Here is a 15,841-nt window from a genome sequence, read left to right as displayed (position 1 = left end):
TCCTACAGGTACGGCATCAGCCTTCAGGGCGGCGCCGCGTTTGTGGGCGGGGGCTGATTTGCTATTGCCGGGGGCGCTTTGCGCCCCTTTCGCGACACAAGGTGCGCTCCTACAGGTACGGCATCAGCCTTCAGGGCGGCGCAGTGCCTGTGGGAGCGGCCTTGTGTCGCGATGGGCCGCACAGCGGCCCCGGCTTTCTATCAGGAGGTCACGGCTTCGGCAGGCGACACGATACTGGTCTTCGCCCCCCGCGAGCGCCCCGAACTCAGGTACGCCGCAATCGACTCCTGCGTCACCTCGCCGAGGAACACCTGTTCGGCATCCAGCACCGGCAACCAGGCCCGGTTGAACTCGTACATCCGCGACAACAGGATGCGCAGGTGCTCGTCATGGGCTGCGGTGGCATTGAACGGACGCAGGAAATCGCCGCAGGTCCCCTGCTGGCGGTGCATGTCGCGCCGGCGCACATAGCCCAGCGCCTTGTTCTGCCCATCGGTGACCACCACGTAGCGGCGGTCATGCTCGTCCAACAGTTCCAGCGCATCGCTCACCGGGGTTTGCGGGCTCACCGATGGCGCGTTGTCCGCAGCATCCTCGGCCCGCACCAGCAACAGGCGCTTCAACGTGCTGTCCTGGCCGACGAAATTGCTGACGAAATCATCCACTGGGTGCGCCAGCAGGGTGTCCGGATGGTCCAGCTGCAACAGTCGGCCCGCGCGGAAGATGGCGATCTTGTCGCCGAGCTTGATCGCCTCGTCGATGTCGTGGCTGACCATGATCACGGTCTTGTTCAGTGCCCGCTGCATCTCGAAGAATTCGTTCTGGATCATCTCGCGGTTGATCGGGTCGACCGCACCGAACGGCTCGTCCATCAGCAGCACCGGCGCTTCGGCAGCCAGGGCGCGGATCACGCCGATGCGTTGCTGCTGGCCGCCGGACAACTCGCGTGGGTAGCGTTGCAGGTACTGCTTGGGCTCGAGCTTGATCATGCTCATCAGCTCGCGGGCGCGGTCGTGGCAACGCTGCTTGTCCCAGCCCAGCAGGCGCGGCACCACGGTGATGTTCTCCTCGATGGTCATGTTGGGGAACAGGCCGATCTGCTGGATCACATAACCGATGTGCCGGCGCAGCGTCACCTCGTCCAGGCCGGTGGTGTCCTCGCCGTTGATGAACACCTGGCCGCTGGTTGGCGTGATCAGGCGGTTGATCATCTTCAGCGTGGTGCTCTTGCCACAGCCCGAGGGGCCGAGGAACACGCAGATCTCACCTTCGTTGACGGTGAGGCTAACCGAGTCGACGGCTTTGACGTCCTTGCCGTTGACGTTGAAGGTCTTGCTGAGGTTCTTCAATTCGATCATGAGCGCAGTCCTTCCGGAGTCAGGGCACGTTGCAGGGTTTGCAGAAGCAGGTCGGCGATGATCGCCAGCAGGCTGACCAGCACGGCGCCGACCAGCAGCATCGACATGTCGCTGCGGCTGATGGCGGTGAGGATGAGCACGCCCAGGCCACCGGCGCCGATGGTGGCGGCGATGGTCATCACGCCGATGTTCATCACCACGGCGGTGCGCACCCCGGCGAGGATCACCGGCACCGCGATGGGCAGCTCGACCATGCGCAGGCGCTGGCCGAAGGTCATGCCGATGCCGCGGGCGGCTTCGCGGATGCCAGGCTCGACGTTGGTCAGGGCCAGGTAGGTGTTGCGCAGGATCGGCAGCAGCGAATACAGGAACACCGCGGTGATCGCCGGCAGCGGGCCGAGGCCCTGGCCGAACTTGGAGTAGAACGGCAGCAGCAGGCCGAACAGGGCGATCGAGGGGATGGTCAGCAGCACCGTGGCGCTGGCCTGCAGGGGCCCGGCGAACACAGGGAAGCGGGTCATCAGGATGCCCAGCGGCACGCCGACGACGATGGCCAGGCCCACGGCGATGCCGACCAGGGTAACGTGCTGGCCGGTCAGTTGCAGGACCTGGGTCCAGTCGAGGTGGGCGAAGGTGTCGAGCAGGTTCATGGCTGCACCTCGCTGAGTGAATGCTCGCGCAGGAAGGCGGCGGCTACCCGGGTCGGGCTCTGGTGCTCGACATCGACCTGGGCGTTGAGCTGGCGCATGGTCTGGTCGTCCAGTCGTTCGGCCAGCGGCTTGAGCAGCCCGGCCAGCTGCGGGTGGGCGTCGAGCACGGCCTTGCGCACGACCGGGGCGGCGGTGTAGTCGGGGAAGTAGTGCTTGTCGTCTTCCAGCAGCTTGAGCTCGAAGGCGTTCAGGCGGCCGTCGGTGGTGTACACCAGCCCGGCGAATACCTGGTTGTTGCGCATGGCGGTGTACACCAGGCCGCCGTCCATCTGGCGGATGTTGCGGCGGTCCAGCGGCAGGCCGTACAGCTCGCGCAGGCCGACCAGGCCATCGGGGCGGTTGGCGAACTCGGTGTCCAGCGCCACCAGGTGGGGGCGCTGGTGTTCGTCACGCAGCACCTGGTTGAGGTCGCTGATCGAGTTGATCTGCGGGTAGGCGGCGGCGACCGCTTTGGGCAGGCCCAGGGCATAGGTGTTGCTGAAGCGCGACGGAGCCAGCCAGATGAGGCCCTTCTGCGCATCCAGGGCCTTGACCCGGGCATAGGTGGCTTCGGCGTCGGGCATGCGCTCGTCGATATGGTTGTACGACACCAGCGAGACGCCGGTGTATTCCCACATCAGGTCGAGCTGGCCGGTCTCCTGGGCCTGGCGTGCGATGTTGCTGCCAAGGCCGCTGGTCACGCGCACGTCGAAGCCATTGGCGCGCAGGTATTGGGCGGTGATTTCGGCGAGCACGGTCTGTTCGGTGAACACCCGCGCGCCGATGCGTACCAGCGGTTTCTCCGCTGCCTGGGCAAATCCTGCGTATAGCAGGGCCGCGCCCAGCAGCAAGGCGATGATTCTTTTCATGGGTTCCCTCTTGTTATCCGGCCAGGCCGCGTTCCAGCCAGCGCTTGCTGGAGAAGCTCACCAGGGCATCCAGCACCAGGGCCAGCAGCGCTGTGCACGCGGCGCCGAGCAACAGTTGCGGCTGGTTGTTCAGGGCGATGCCGGGGAAGATCAGGCTGCCCAGGCTGTTGGCGCCGATCAGGAATGCCAGGGGCGCGGTGCCGACGTTAAGTGCCAGGGCCACGCGCACGCCGCCGACGATGATCGGCACGGCATTGGGCAGTTCCACCTGCCACAGCTGCTGGCGCGGGGTCATGCCGATGCCGGTGGCGGCTTCCTTGAGCGCGGCGGGGACGTTCTTCAGGCCTTCGTAGGTGTTGCGCACGATGGGCAGCAGGGAGGCGAGGAACAGCGCGAAGATCGCCGGGCCTGCGCCGATGCCCAGGATACTCAGGGCGATGGCCAGGACGGCCAGGGGAGGGATGGTGTTGCCTACGTTGAAAAACTGCATGAAGCGTTCGGCTTTGTCGACCCGCTGCGGTCGACTCAAGGCAATGCCGGCGGGGATGCCCACGGCCAGCGCCGCCGCCATCGAAGCCAGCACCAGGACCAGGTGCGCTTGCAGGTAGAAACCAAGATCGTCGCGATAGCGCGCGATCGTGTCGATGCCGATCCAGTGGACCAGCAGGGCCAGGATGACGAGCACGGCGGCCCATCCCAACAGCCCTTTTCCGTAGCGTGCAGCCACAGGCGGACTCCTTTTTTATAGTCGGCGATCACACCCCCGTGCGGCCGGCCATTCCTGGCGGCGGGCAGCGTGGTCGCGAGTAGCAGCGCGATGCGTGGCATCAGGCCATGAGCCGAACCCCGTCGGGCTCGTGAAGCAGGTGAAACCAGCCCTGAACCGAAGCGGGTTGCAGGGGAGTGGACGTCTCCGTGGGCGTAAAGGTTCCCATCTGGGGCGGCATTTGGCCAGTGCTAATCACTGGGTTGTAGGAATTTTCACGCGAAAAACAAGCGTAGATATTACGTTGGGGCGTTGAAGCACCTGCTATCGAGGCGTTTCACAGGTGTTCAGAATTTCTTCTCGAATCATCTGGGTATGCGCTTGAGGGAATATTCCCTTGGAGGTGTTTTAATGCGGTGGTCAATTGGAATGTGCCGAGAGTTCAGCGCCTAACTGCAAGCGCTGACCGAGGTAGTCCAGGATGAACTGCTGGCTCAGCTTCATCTGCTCAAGCATTTTGGCCCCGCATTGGGTCGTCCACATGTGGACACGCTGAAGGGCTCGAGGCATTCGAACATGAAAGAGTTGAGGTTCAACGCAGATAGCGGGGAGCCGTTGGGGCTTGTTTTGGCCTGTCGCCCGACTTCAGGTATGATATCGCCCCTTTTTGAATCCCCAGTCAGGCGATTTCCCATGACCAACCAGGCCGCCGAAGTCGCGAAGCGCCGCACTTTCGCAATCATTTCCCACCCCGACGCCGGTAAGACCACCATCACCGAGAAGCTCCTGCTGATGGGCAAGGCGATCTCCGTCGCGGGTACCGTGAAGTCGCGCAAGTCCGACCGCCACGCCACCTCCGACTGGATGGAAATGGAGAAGCAGCGCGGCATCTCCATCACCACCTCGGTGATGCAGTTCCCCTACCGCGAGCACATGATCAACCTGCTCGACACCCCCGGCCACGAGGACTTCTCGGAAGACACCTACCGCACCCTGACCGCGGTGGACTCGGCGCTGATGGTGCTCGACGGCGGTAAGGGCGTAGAGCCGCGGACCATCGCCCTGATGGACGTGTGCCGCCTGCGCGACACGCCGATCGTCAGCTTCATCAACAAACTCGACCGTGACATCCGCGACCCGATCGAACTGCTCGACGAAATCGAGGCGGTATTGAAGATCAAGGCCGCGCCGATCACCTGGCCGATCGGTTGCTACCGCGACTTCAAGGGTGTCTACCACCTCACCGGCGACTACATCATCGTCTACACCCCGGGCCACGGCCACGAGCGCACCGAAGCCAAGATCATCCAGAAGCTGGATTCCGACGAGGCCCGCGCGCACCTGGGCGACCAGTACGACAGCTTCGTCGAGCAGCTCGAGCTGGTGCAGGGCGCTTGCCACGAGTTCGACCAGGACGAGTTCATCCACGGCCAGCTGACCCCGGTGTTCTTCGGTACCGCCCTGGGCAACTTCGGTGTCGACCACGTGCTCGACGCGGTCGTCGACTGGGCGCCGCGCCCGCTGGGCCGTGTCGCCCACGAGCGGACCGTGGAGCCTGTTGAAGAGAAATTCACCGGCTTCGTGTTCAAGATCCAGGCGAACATGGACCCGAAACACCGCGACCGCATCGCCTTCATGCGTATCTGCTCGGGCAAGTACGAGAAGGGCATGAAGATGCGCCATGTGCGCCTGAACAAGGACCTGCGCATCGGTGATGCGCTGACGTTCTTCTCCTCCGAGCGTGAGCAGCTGGAAGAGGCCTTTGCCGGCGACATCATCGGCTTGCACAACCACGGCACCATCCAGATCGGCGACACCTTCACCGAAGGCGAGGCGCTGGGCTTCACCGGTATCCCGCACTTCGCCCCGGAGCTGTTCCGCCGCGTGCGCCTGAAGGACCCGCTCAAATCCAAGCAGCTGCGCCAGGGCCTGCAGCAGCTGGCCGAAGAGGGCGCCACCCAGGTGTTCTTCCCCGAGCGCAGCAACGACATCATCCTGGGTGCGGTCGGTGTGCTGCAGTTCGACGTGGTCGCCAGCCGCCTGAAGGAAGAGTACAAGGTCGAGTGCGCCTATGAGCCGATCACCGTGTGGTCGGCGCGCTGGATCGCCTGCGACGACAAGAAGAAGCTCGAGGAATTCCAGAACAAGGCCATGGAGAACCTGGCTATCGACGGTGGCGGTCACCTGACCTACCTGGCCCCGACCCGGGTCAACCTGTCGCTGATGGAAGAGCGCTGGCCGGATGTGAAATTCCGCGCGACTCGCGAGCACCACTGATTCCGCAGGCCTGTACTTGACCCTGTAGGAGCGGCCTCGTGTCGCGAAAGGGTCGTGTAGCGGCCCCAGGGTTCAGTGTTAGACAAAGATTCTGGGGCCGCTTTGCGGCCCTTTCGCGACGCAAGGCCGCTCCTACAGGGGCCGCGTAATGCCTGCAATCAATTCCCGGCCTTGATACTGGTCCAGATGCGTGTGCGAATGCGGTCGATCTTCGCCGGCATCGCCTCCAGGGCATACAGCTTGCCCATCACATCCGCGCTTGGGTAAATCATCGTGTTGCCCTTGAGTGCCGGGTCCACCAGGGCATCGGCCTGCTGGTTGCCGTTGGCGTACTGCACGAAGTTGCTGATCTGCGCCATCACCTCGGGCTGCAACAAGTAGTTCATGTAGGCATACCCGGCCTTCTCGTTGGGCGCATCGGCCGGCATGGCGACCATGTCGAACCACATCGGCGCGCCTTCCTTCGGGATCGAGTAGCCCACCCTCACCCCGTTGTTCGCCTCCTCGGCACGGTTCTTCGCCTGCAGCACGTCACCCGAGAAACCCACCACCACGCACACATCGCCATTGGCCAGGTCGCCGGTGTACTTCGAGGAATGGAAGTAGCTGATGTACGGGCGTACCTGCATCAGCAACGCCTTGGCCTTGTCGTAGTCCGCCGGGTCCTGGCTATGGTGCGGCAGGCCCAGGTAGTGCAGGGCGATCGGCAGCAGTTCGGGGCCGTTGTCCAGCACCGCCACGCCGCAGCTCTTGAGCTTGGCGAGGTATTCGGGCTTGAAGAACAGGTCCCACGAGTCGATGGGCGCATGGTCGCCGAGCACCGCCTTGACCTTGTCGATGTTGTAGCCGATGCCGGTGCTGCCCCACAGGTAGGGGAAGCCGTACTGGTTGCCCGGGTCGTTGACCTCCAGCGCCTTGAGCAGTACCGGGTTGAGGTTCTTCCAGTTCGGCAATTGCGCCTTGTCGAGTTTCTTCAGGGCCTTGCCCTGGATCTGCCGGGCCATGAAATGGTTGGAGGGAAACACCACGTCGTAGCCGGAATTGCCGGTCATCAGCTTGCCGTCGAGGGTTTCGTTGCTGTCGAACACGTCGTAGGTAGGCACGATGCCCGTGGCCTGCTGGAACTGCTTGAGGGTATCGGGGGCGATGTAGCTCGACCAGTTGTAGATCTTCACCGAGTCGGCGGCGCTGGCAACGCTTGCGGCCAGCATCATGGGGACGATCAGGACGGTGCGCATGTCGGGGTTACCTTGCTTTGTCTGTTGTTATCGAAGGCAGGCGATCAGCGGATCAGAAAATGAGGACGTAGGTCTTGCGCACGGTCTCCTGGATATCCCAGGTGCCGAGGCTGTTGGCCGGTAGCATCAGTGCGTCTCCGGCTTCTATGATCAGGGGCTCGCCACCGTCGGGAGTGAAGGTGCAGCGGCCCTTGATGAAGTGGCAGAACTCCTGCTGCACGATCTGCCGCCGCCAGCGTCCCGGGGTGCATTCCCAGATACCGGTCTCGACGCCGTCGCTGCGCTCGACGCAGCTGACCGAGGTGATCGCGACCGGCTCGCCGAGGGGCACGGCGACCGGGCTGGAGGTGGTCAGGGGAGCGCTGTCGGTGCGCTTGAACTGGGTGATGCTCATGACCGGTGGATCCTCTGTGATGGTGAAGGGAAATCAGTGCATGAAACCTTCCATGAGGTCGGCCAGCCCGCTGGCCAGGCGTCGCCGCCAGGGCGCGCTGGCGGGGTTGGCGAGGGTCCGGTCCTCGTGCACGAAGCTCTGGATGATCGCGTTGTAGCCCAGCCAGCGGCAGGGCTCGGGGGGCCAGCTGGCCAGGCTCGACAGCGGGCGGTTGTCGTGCACCCAGGGCTGCGCGGTCAGTTCGTTGTGCTGGCCGAGGATCAGCGCGGCGAGGGTGCGTCCACCGAGGTTGCTGGCGCCGACACCCTCGCCGCCATAACCGCCGGCCAGGGCGATGCCGCGCTGGCGGTCGCACAGCATGTGCGGGCGAAAGCGCCGGGCCATGCCCAGGTTGCCCCCCCACGAGTGGGTGATGCGCACGTGCTTGAGCTGCGGGAACAGCTCGCCGAACAGGTAGCGGCGCAGTTCGATTTCGTTGCCGCTGAGGCTGAAGTCTTCGCGCAGGCGGCCGCCGAAGCGGTAGCCGCCACGGGCGCCGAACACCAGGCGGTTGTCGGCGCTGCGCTGGCCATAGGTGACCTGGCGGCTGCTTTCGCTGAAGGCCTGGCCCTGGCTCAGGCCGATCTGTTCCCAGGTCGACTCCGGCAGCGGCTCGGTGGCCACCAGCAGGCTCTGCACCGGCAGCTGATGCCGCCCGAGCGGTGGCAGGCTGGCGGCGTAGCCTTCCACGGCCGGGACCAGCCAATGGCTGCGGATGCGTGCCAACGGCGTGCGCACCTCGCCGGTCTGCCAGTCGATGGCCGGGGTGTTCTCATAGATCGGCACACCCATGGCCTCGACCGTCCGTGCCAGGCCGCGCACCAGCTTGGCCGGTTGAATCGTGGCGACGTGCGGGCTGTAGAGGGCGCCGTAGGGGGTGCTGACCTTCAGTTGGGCATCCAGCTGTTCCGGGCGCAGCCAGCGGTAGTCGTCTTCATTCATGCCCTGGCGATAGAGGTCGTCGAGCCAGGCGCGCAGGCTGCGTTCCTGTTCCGGGTAGCGGGCGGCGCAGTAGAGCACGCCGCCTTTGCGGTAGTCGCAGGCGATGCCTTCGCGCAGGAGCACATCGTGGACTTCGTCGGGGATGCCGTGCAGCAGGTCGATGCTGGCGCGCCGTTGTTGCGGCGACAGGCTGGCAAGCAGGCGGTCCTCGCCCAGCAGGTTGCCCATCAGCCAGCCGCCGTTGCGCCCGGAAGCGCCGTAACCGGCGATATTCGCCTCGATGATGGCGATGTTCAGCTGCGGCGCCTGGCGCTTGAGGGAGTAGGCCGTCCACAAGCCGGTGTAGCCGGCGCCGATGATGCACACATCGACGTCCAGGTCCTGGCGCAGGGCCGGGCGGGCACACAGCGGCTCGTCGAGCTGGTCCATCCACAGGCTGATGGTGCGTGGGGGTTGCATCGGGTCTTGCTCCACATCCGTCAAGGTCTGTGGGCGATGCTAGTGGTGTCGGTCCGCGCCTGTCCTACGTGCGTGCACGCAGGGAAATTTGCTTGAGATAGGCCTTGGGGGTAAGGCCGGTGTGTTCGCGAAAGCACTTGTAGAACGCCGAGAGCGAGTTGAAGCCGGCGTTGAACGCCAGGTCGTCGATCGGCGCCTGGACGCTGTCGTCGTCGAGGCTGGCCATCAGGTGGTGCAGCCGCGCCTGGTTGACGTAACGGTAGAAGCTTTGCCCGAGCACCTGGTTGAGCAGGTAGGAAATCTGGTTGCGACTGTAGCCGCTGGCGTCGGCCACCTGTTGCAGGTCCAGTTCCGGGTCGAGGTAGGGGCGCTGGCGCTGGAAGTAATGCTCCAGGTCCTGGGCCATGGTCGACAGTTGCCGTGGCGACAGGCCCAGGCGGCTGGTGGCCGGGCGTGGGCCGCCGCTGACTTGGCCTTTGTCGTTCTGGCGAACCAGGGTGGCGTATTCGTTGACCCGCCAGATCAGGCCGTCCCTGACCGTGATCGCTTCGCTGGACTGGAACGCCACCAGCCCGTCGCCGCCCTGCACGGTGACCTGGTACTGGATGAACGCGGTACAGCCATCGACGCGGATGCGGTCGCTGTGGACGATGTCCTCACCGGCTTCATGGGGCAGGCAGGCGCGCACGTAGTCGCGCAGCTCGACATAGCCGAGCACGCGGTTTTGGAAGAAGTCGTGGTACTGGATGTGCGGGTGGTATAGCGCCATGACCCCGTCCAGGTCGCGATGCTTCCAGCACAGGTGGTAGCGCATGACGGTGTCGGCGGTGAGCGGGGTTTGCTCGCAGCCGTCGGGGAGGGTGGTGGCGGTCATGGGGTCGATAGTGCATTGCAGAACACCCACGTGCAAGGGTGGGGATCTGGCAATTTGCACGGTTTTGGCAAGCGGCTCAGGGGGTAAGCCGTTGATTCATATAAGGGTATTTTTTTGATACGAGTGGCATGGGCGATGCACCTGTCTTGTCACCCTCGAACAAGGAGAAAGGCCATGCGCTCGATACTGCTTTGGATGATTGGGGTGCCGATTCCGGTGATTATCCTGATCTGGTTCTTTATGCATTGAGATTGCCGGGGCTGCTTTGCGCCCTTTCCGACCGGTCCGACGCCTCGGCAAGGCCGCTCCTACAAGGGACCGCGATGTAGGAGCGGCCTCGTGTCGCGAAAGGGCTGCGCAGCAGCCCCAGCGATCTAGAACCTAGAGAAACTGCTCGGCATAGTGACAAGCCACCTGCCGCGTACTCACCTGCCGTAATGCCGGCACTTCCTTGGCGCAGCGCTCGGTCGCATACGGGCAGCGCTTGTGGAACGCACACCCATCTGGTGGATTCAGCGGGTTGGGCAGCTCCCCGGCAATGCGGATCTTCGGCTTCAGCGGGTCTGGATGAATCGCCGGGGTCGCCGACAGCAGCGCCTGGGTATACGGATGCAACGGTTTGTCGTAAATGTCCTGCTTCGGCCCCATCTCGGCCGGCCGGCCCAAGTACATCACCAGCACCTGGTCCGCCACATGGCGCACCACCGCCAGGTTGTGCGAGATGAACACGTAGGCGGTGTTGAACTCTTTTTGCAGGTCCATGAACAGGTTCAGCACCTGGGCCTGGATCGACACGTCCAGCGCCGAGGTCGGCTCGTCCGCCACCAGCACCTTGGGTTGCAGCATCATCGCCCGGGCCAGGGCGATGCGCTGGCGCTGGCCGCCGGAGAACATGTGCGGGTAACGCTGGTAGTGCTCCGGGCGCAGGCCCACCTGCTCCATCATCTTCTGCACTTTGGCGCGGCGCTCGGCCTTGCTCAGCGAGGTATTGATCAACAGCGGCTCGGCCAGCTGGTCGCCGATCTTCTGCCGTGGGTTGAGCGAGGCGTAGGGGCTCTGGAACACCATCTGCACGTCGCGGCGCAACTGCTTGCGCTGCTCCTTGCTGGCGCCGTTGACCTCGTGGCCGGCGATCTGCAGCGAACCGGAGGAGGGGTCTTCGATCAGGGTCAAGGCGCGGGCCAGGGTGGACTTGCCACAACCGGACTCGCCAACCACGGCCAGGGTCTTGCCGGCCTCCAGCTCGAACGACACGCCATTGAGCGCGCGTACCAGCGCATGCCCCTTGAACAGGCCGCGGGAGACTTCGTAGTGGCGGGTCAGTTCGCGGGCGGAAAGTACGACGGCCATCACGCCACCTCCTGGTTCAGCGGATAGAAGCAACGCACCAGGCTATGGGCCTGGGGATCGAGGGCCGGGCGCTGCCGCCGGCAGTTTTCCTGCACATAGGGGCAGCGCGGCGACAGTAGGCAACCTTGTGGCCGGTCATAGCGGCCAGGCACGATGCCCGGCAGCGTGGCCAGACGCTCGGCGCCGATGCTGTGCTCGGGGATGGCCGCCAACAGCGCTTCGCTGTAGGGATGGGCGGGGATGTCGAACAGCTCCGGCACCTGGCCGACCTCGACCGCCTGCCCTGCGTACATCACGCACACGCGCTTGGCGGTCTCGGCGACCACGGCCAGGTCGTGGGTGATCAGGATGAGCGCCATGTTGCGCTCCTTCTGCAGGTTGACCAGCAGCTCCATGATCTGCGCCTGGATGGTCACGTCCAGCGCGGTGGTCGGTTCGTCGGCGATCAGCAGCTTGGGCTCGCCGGCAATCGCCATGGCGATGGCGACGCGTTGGCTCATGCCGCCGGACAGCTGGTGCGGGTAGGCATCCAGGCGGCTTTCGGCGGCGGGGATCTCGACCTTCTTCAGCAGCTCCAGCGCGCGCTGGCGCGCCGCTTTACCTTTGAGGCCCAGGTGCTGGCGCAGCACTTCCTCGATCTGGTAGCCGACGGTGTAGCTGGGGTTGAGCGCGGTCATCGGGTCCTGGAAGACCATGGCGATGTCCTTGCCCACCACCTTGCGCCGTTGCCGGCCGCTGAGCTTGAGCATGTCGATGCCGTCGAAGTTGAGCACGTCGGCGGTGATGCGCCCGGGGGCGTCGATCAGGCCCATCAGGGCCATCATGGTGACCGACTTGCCGGAGCCGGACTCGCCGACGATGGCGAGGATCTCGCCGGCGTCCACCGCAAGCTCCAGGCCGTCGACCACGGGCACGGCATTGGCGTCGCCGAAGCGCACGTTCAGGTTGTTGATCTGCAACAGTGACATGGCGGTCTCCTCAGGCGGCATTCTTGAGTTTCGGGTCCAGCGCGTCGCGCAGCCCGTCGCCCATCAGGTTGATTGCCAGCACACTGAGCAAAATGGTCAGGCCCGGCAGGCTCACTACCCACCAGGCGCGTTCGATGTAGTCGCGGGCCGAGGCCAGCATGGTGCCCCACTCGGGGGTCGGCGGTTGCACGCCGAGGCCGAGGAAGCCCAGGGCGGCGGCGTCGAGGATCGCCGAGGAGAAGCTCAAGGTGGCCTGGACGATCAGCGGCGCCATGCAGTTGGGCAGCACGGTGACGAACATCAGCCGCGGCAGGCCGGCACCGGCCAGGCGCGCGGCGGTGACGTAGTCGCGGTTCAGCTCGCCCATCACCGCGGCGCGGGTCAGGCGCACGTAGGACGGCAGCGAGACGATGGCGATGGCGATCACGGTGTTGATCAGGCCAGGGCCGAGGATGGCGACGATGGCCACGGCCAGCAGCAGCGAGGGCAGGGCCAGCATCACGTCCATCAGGCGCATGATCGACGGGCCGAGGATCTGCGGGAAGAACCCGGCCAGCAGGCCCAGGAGGATGCCCGGGATCAGCGACATCACCACCGACGACAGGCCGATCAGCAGCGACAGGCGTGAGCCCTGGATCAACCGTGACAGCAGGTCGCGGCCCAGTTCGTCGGTGCCGAGGATGAATTGCCAGGTGCCGCCTTCGAGCCACACCGGCGGGGTCAGCAGGAAGTCGCGGTACTGCTCGCTGGGGTTGTGTGGCGCCACCCAGGGGGCGAACAGCGCACAGAACACGATCAGGCACATGAAGGCCAGGCCGGCCACCGCGCCCTTGTTGCGCGAGAAGGCCTGCCAGAACTCTTTGTATGGCGAGGGGTAGAGCAAGCTTTGGTCAACCGCGCTGGTCGGTGTGACGGATTTCGGAATCGGGCTGGTCATGATGGAATCCTCAGCGCTGGTGACGGATGCGTGGGTTGGCCAGGCCGTAGAGGATGTCCACGACGAAGTTGACCAGGATCACCAGGCAGGCGATCAACAGGATGCCGTTCTGCACCACGGGGTAGTCACGGGCGCCGATGGCCTCGATCAGCCATTTGCCGATGCCCGGCCAGGAGAAGATGGTCTCGGTGAGCACGGCGCCTGCCAGCAGCGTGCCGACCTGCAGGCCGAACACGGTCAGTACCGGAATCAGCGCGTTGCGCAGGCCATGGATGAACACCACGCGCGACGGCGACAGGCCCTTGGCGCGGGCGGTGCGGATGTAGTCCTCGCGCAGCACCTCGAGCATCGAGGAGCGGGTCATGCGGGCGATCACCGCCAGCGGGATGGTACCCAGCACGATGGCCGGCAGGATCAGGTGCATGACCGCGTCCTTGAAGGCGCCTTTCTCGTCGCTGAGCAGGGTGTCGATGAGCATGAAGCCGGTTTTCGGCTCGATGTCGTAGAGCAGGTCGATGCGCCCGGAAACCGGGGTCCAGCCCAGGCTCACGGAGAAGAACATGATCAGGATCAGGCCCCACCAGAAGATCGGCATCGAGTAGCCGGCCAGGGAGATGCCCATCACCCCGTGGTCGAACAGCGAGCCGCGCTTGAGCGCGGCGATCACCCCGGCCAGCAGGCCGATCACCCCGGCGAACAGCAGGGCGGCCATGGCCAGCTCCAGCGTGGCGGGGAACAGGGTGAGGAATTCGTTCCACACGCTCTCGCGGGTGCGCAGCGACTCGCCCAGGTCACCCTGGGCGAGCTTGCCGACGTAGTCCAGGTACTGGACCGGCAAGGGCTTGTTCAGGCCCAGGCGCTCCATGGCCTGGGCGTGCATCTCGGGGTCGACCCTGCGCTCGCCCATCATCACTTCCACCGGGTCGCCGGGGATCAGGCGTATGAGCGCGAAGGTCAGCAGGGTGATACCGAAGAAGGTCGGGATCAGCAGGCCCAGGCGCCGGGCAATAAAACTCAACATGTTCGTGGGTACCTCATCCAGCCGGTAAAGGCAGTGCCGCCGGCTCCCGTACAGGCTGCCGGCGGTCGTTGTTGTTCTACTTCACCTTGGTGGTGGCGAAGTTGTTGTTGGTCAGTGGGTTGATGACATAGCCCTCGACGTTCTCGCGCATGGCGGTGAACATCTTCGGATGGGCCATGCTGATCCACGGTTGGTCCTCATCGTACACCGCCAGGGCCTCGCTATAGAGCTTGGCGCGTTCGTCGTTGTCGATGATCTCGCGGGCGCGGGTGATCAGCTCCTGGAATTTCGGGTTGCACCAACGGGCGTAGTTCTCGCCGCTCTTCACTGCGTCGCAGCTGAGCATCGGCGTAAGGAAATTGTCCGGGTCGCCGTTGTCGCCGGCCCAGCCGGCCGAGACCAGGTCGGCCTCGCCCTTCTTGGCGCGGCGCAGCATTTCGGCCCATTCCAGCACCCGGATATCGAGCTTGATGCCGATCTTGGCCAGGTCGGCTTGCAGCATTTCGGCGGACAGGCGTGGGTTGGGGTTGGTCGGGCCACCGCCATTGCGGGTGAACAGGGTGATCACCGTGCCCTCCGGCACACCGGCTTCCTTGAGCAGGGCGCGGGCCTTGTCCAGGTCGTGGGGCGGGTTCTTGTTGTCGGTGTTGTAGCCGATCATGGTCGGCGGGTAGGGATTGATCCCGACCAGCGCGTTGCCCTTGCCGAACAACTGGTCGACGTGGGTCTGGCGGTCGAAGGCCATGTTGATCGCCTTGCGCACGCGCACGTCGCTCAGGTACTTGTGCTGGGTGTTCATGGAGATATAGCCGGTGACCAGGGCCTCGATCTCGGCGACCTTGAGCTTGGGATCGGTCTTGATGCCCGGCACGTCGTCAGGCTTGGGGTACAGGGCGATCTGGCATTCGTTGGCGCGCAGTTTCTGCAGGCGCACGTTGCTGTCGGTGGCGATGGCGAAGATCAGGGCGTCGGCTGGTGGCTTGCCGCGGAAGTAGTCCGGGTTGGGCTTGTAGCGAACCTGGGCGTCCTTGTTGTAGCGCTGGAACACGAACGGGCCGGTGCCGATCGGCTTGCTGTTGAGATCGCCGGTCTTGCCGGCCTTGAGCAACTGGTCGCCGTATTCGGCGGAGTAGATCGAGGTGAAGGCCATGGCCAGGTCGCGCAGGAAGGGGGCTTCCGGGCGGGTCAGGGTGATCACCACGGTGTGCTGGTCGGTTTTTTCCACCGACTTGAGCAGGTCCTTGAAGGCCATGCTCTCGAAATAGGGGTAGCCGACGCTGGTCTTGTCGTGCCACGGATGATCTTTGTGCAACTGGCGGTTCAGGCTCCACAGCACGTCGTCGGCGTTGAAGTCGCGGGTGGGCTTGAAGTAGTCGGTGGTGTGGAACTTGACGCCTTCGCGCAGGTGGAAGGTGTAGACCAGGCCATCGGCGCTGACCTCCCAGCGTTCGGCCAGGGCCGGCTGGATCTCGGTGGTGCCGGGCTTGAAGTCGACCAGGCGGTTGAAGATGGCCTCGGCCGTGGCGTCGGCGGTGACCGCGGTGGTGTACTGGACGATGTCGAAGCCTTCCGGGCTGGCCTCGGTGCATACCACCAGCGGCTTGGCCGCCAGGTTCGATGCGGCGCCCAGGATGACCGCTGCCAGGGCAGCGCGTAACGGTAGCGATTTCATGGAACCTCCCTGCAGTGCTAGTTCCAGCCTAGCCGCCACGGCCCGTGG

The 15,841-nt window shown here is 64.7% G+C and carries 14 protein-coding genes and 1 pseudogene; 2 read left to right on the top strand and 13 right to left on the bottom strand.

Annotated features, from left to right (window positions below; all coding sequences use genetic code 11):
- Positions 1-200: 200 nt before the first annotated feature.
- The 4 genes from NJG22_RS00120 to NJG22_RS00105 are packed head-to-tail and all read right to left on the bottom strand — an operon-like array spanning position 201 to position 3,643.
- Entirely contained in the window at positions 201-1,358 is a 1,158-nt protein-coding gene (locus NJG22_RS00120; RefSeq protein WP_253091647.1) for an ABC transporter ATP-binding protein, read from the bottom strand.
- Complete coding sequence (locus NJG22_RS00115; protein ID WP_253091646.1) at positions 1,355-2,008, bottom strand: ABC transporter permease; 654 nt, start codon at positions 2,006-2,008, stop codon at positions 1,355-1,357. The genes NJG22_RS00120 and NJG22_RS00115 overlap by 4 nt, the downstream gene beginning before the upstream one ends.
- Positions 2,005-2,916 carry a glycine betaine ABC transporter substrate-binding protein gene (locus tag NJG22_RS00110; RefSeq protein ID WP_253091645.1) on the bottom strand — a complete coding sequence of 304 codons (912 nt, stop codon included), beginning with the start codon at positions 2,914-2,916 and terminating at the stop codon, positions 2,005-2,007. The genes NJG22_RS00115 and NJG22_RS00110 overlap by 4 nt, the downstream gene beginning before the upstream one ends.
- Positions 2,917-2,929: 13 nt before the next feature.
- Positions 2,930-3,643 (bottom strand): ABC transporter permease, encoded by a 714-nt coding sequence (locus NJG22_RS00105; protein ID WP_217849982.1) that lies wholly within the window; start codon positions 3,641-3,643, stop codon positions 2,930-2,932.
- Positions 3,644-4,075: 432 nt separating this feature from the next.
- On the opposite strand from NJG22_RS00105, the pseudogene NJG22_RS24630 reads away from it, so the two are divergent.
- Positions 4,076-4,219 (top strand): annotated as a pseudogene (locus tag NJG22_RS24630) (type II toxin-antitoxin system RelE/ParE family toxin); the annotation flags it as partial.
- Positions 4,220-4,315: 96 nt separating this feature from the next.
- Positions 4,316-5,899 carry a peptide chain release factor 3 gene (locus tag NJG22_RS00100; RefSeq protein WP_253091644.1) on the top strand — a complete coding sequence of 528 codons (1,584 nt, stop codon included), beginning with the start codon at positions 4,316-4,318 and terminating at the stop codon, positions 5,897-5,899.
- Between the two features lie 158 nt (positions 5,900-6,057).
- Here NJG22_RS00100 and NJG22_RS00095 read toward each other — a convergent pair whose 3' ends face one another.
- The 9 genes from NJG22_RS00095 to NJG22_RS00055 form a co-directional block, all read right to left on the bottom strand.
- Positions 6,058-7,137: a polyamine ABC transporter substrate-binding protein gene (locus NJG22_RS00095; RefSeq protein WP_253091643.1), complete on the bottom strand. Its 1,080-nt coding sequence runs from the start codon at positions 7,135-7,137 to the stop codon at positions 6,058-6,060.
- Positions 7,138-7,189: 52 nt separating this feature from the next.
- Complete coding sequence (locus NJG22_RS00090) at positions 7,190-7,531, bottom strand: cupin domain-containing protein (protein WP_253091642.1); 342 nt, start codon at positions 7,529-7,531, stop codon at positions 7,190-7,192.
- A gap of 33 nt (positions 7,532-7,564) precedes the next feature.
- Entirely contained in the window at positions 7,565-8,971 is a 1,407-nt protein-coding gene (locus NJG22_RS00085; RefSeq protein WP_253091641.1) for an FAD-binding oxidoreductase, read from the bottom strand.
- A 64-nt stretch (positions 8,972-9,035) separates the two neighbouring features.
- Positions 9,036-9,845: a nuclear transport factor 2 family protein gene (locus NJG22_RS00080; RefSeq protein ID WP_253091640.1), complete on the bottom strand. Its 810-nt coding sequence runs from the start codon at positions 9,843-9,845 to the stop codon at positions 9,036-9,038.
- Between the two features lie 381 nt (positions 9,846-10,226).
- Positions 10,227-11,195 (bottom strand): peptide ABC transporter ATP-binding protein, encoded by a 969-nt coding sequence (locus tag NJG22_RS00075; protein ID WP_253091639.1) that lies wholly within the window; start codon positions 11,193-11,195, stop codon positions 10,227-10,229.
- Entirely contained in the window at positions 11,195-12,163 is a 969-nt protein-coding gene (locus NJG22_RS00070; RefSeq protein WP_217849972.1) for an ABC transporter ATP-binding protein, read from the bottom strand. Before NJG22_RS00070 ends, NJG22_RS00075 begins: the two co-directional genes overlap by 1 nt.
- 10 nt (positions 12,164-12,173) lie before the next feature.
- Positions 12,174-13,100 carry an ABC transporter permease subunit gene (locus NJG22_RS00065; protein ID WP_134689957.1) on the bottom strand — a complete coding sequence of 309 codons (927 nt, stop codon included), beginning with the start codon at positions 13,098-13,100 and terminating at the stop codon, positions 12,174-12,176.
- A gap of 10 nt (positions 13,101-13,110) precedes the next feature.
- Positions 13,111-14,121, bottom strand: a complete 1,011-nt coding sequence (locus NJG22_RS00060; RefSeq protein WP_253091638.1) for an ABC transporter permease subunit — start codon at positions 14,119-14,121, stop codon at positions 13,111-13,113.
- A gap of 76 nt (positions 14,122-14,197) precedes the next feature.
- Positions 14,198-15,793 (bottom strand): ABC transporter substrate-binding protein, encoded by a 1,596-nt coding sequence (locus NJG22_RS00055; RefSeq protein WP_253091637.1) that lies wholly within the window; start codon positions 15,791-15,793, stop codon positions 14,198-14,200.
- Positions 15,794-15,841: the final 48 nt, after the last annotated feature.

The sequence above is a fragment of the Pseudomonas sp. VA159-2 genome, assembly GCF_024126635.1.
GTDB lineage: Bacteria > Pseudomonadota > Gammaproteobacteria > Pseudomonadales > Pseudomonadaceae > Aquipseudomonas > Aquipseudomonas muyukensis.
Note: the sequence above shows the minus strand (reverse complement) of the source record. Positions and strands in the feature narration are given on the sequence as shown.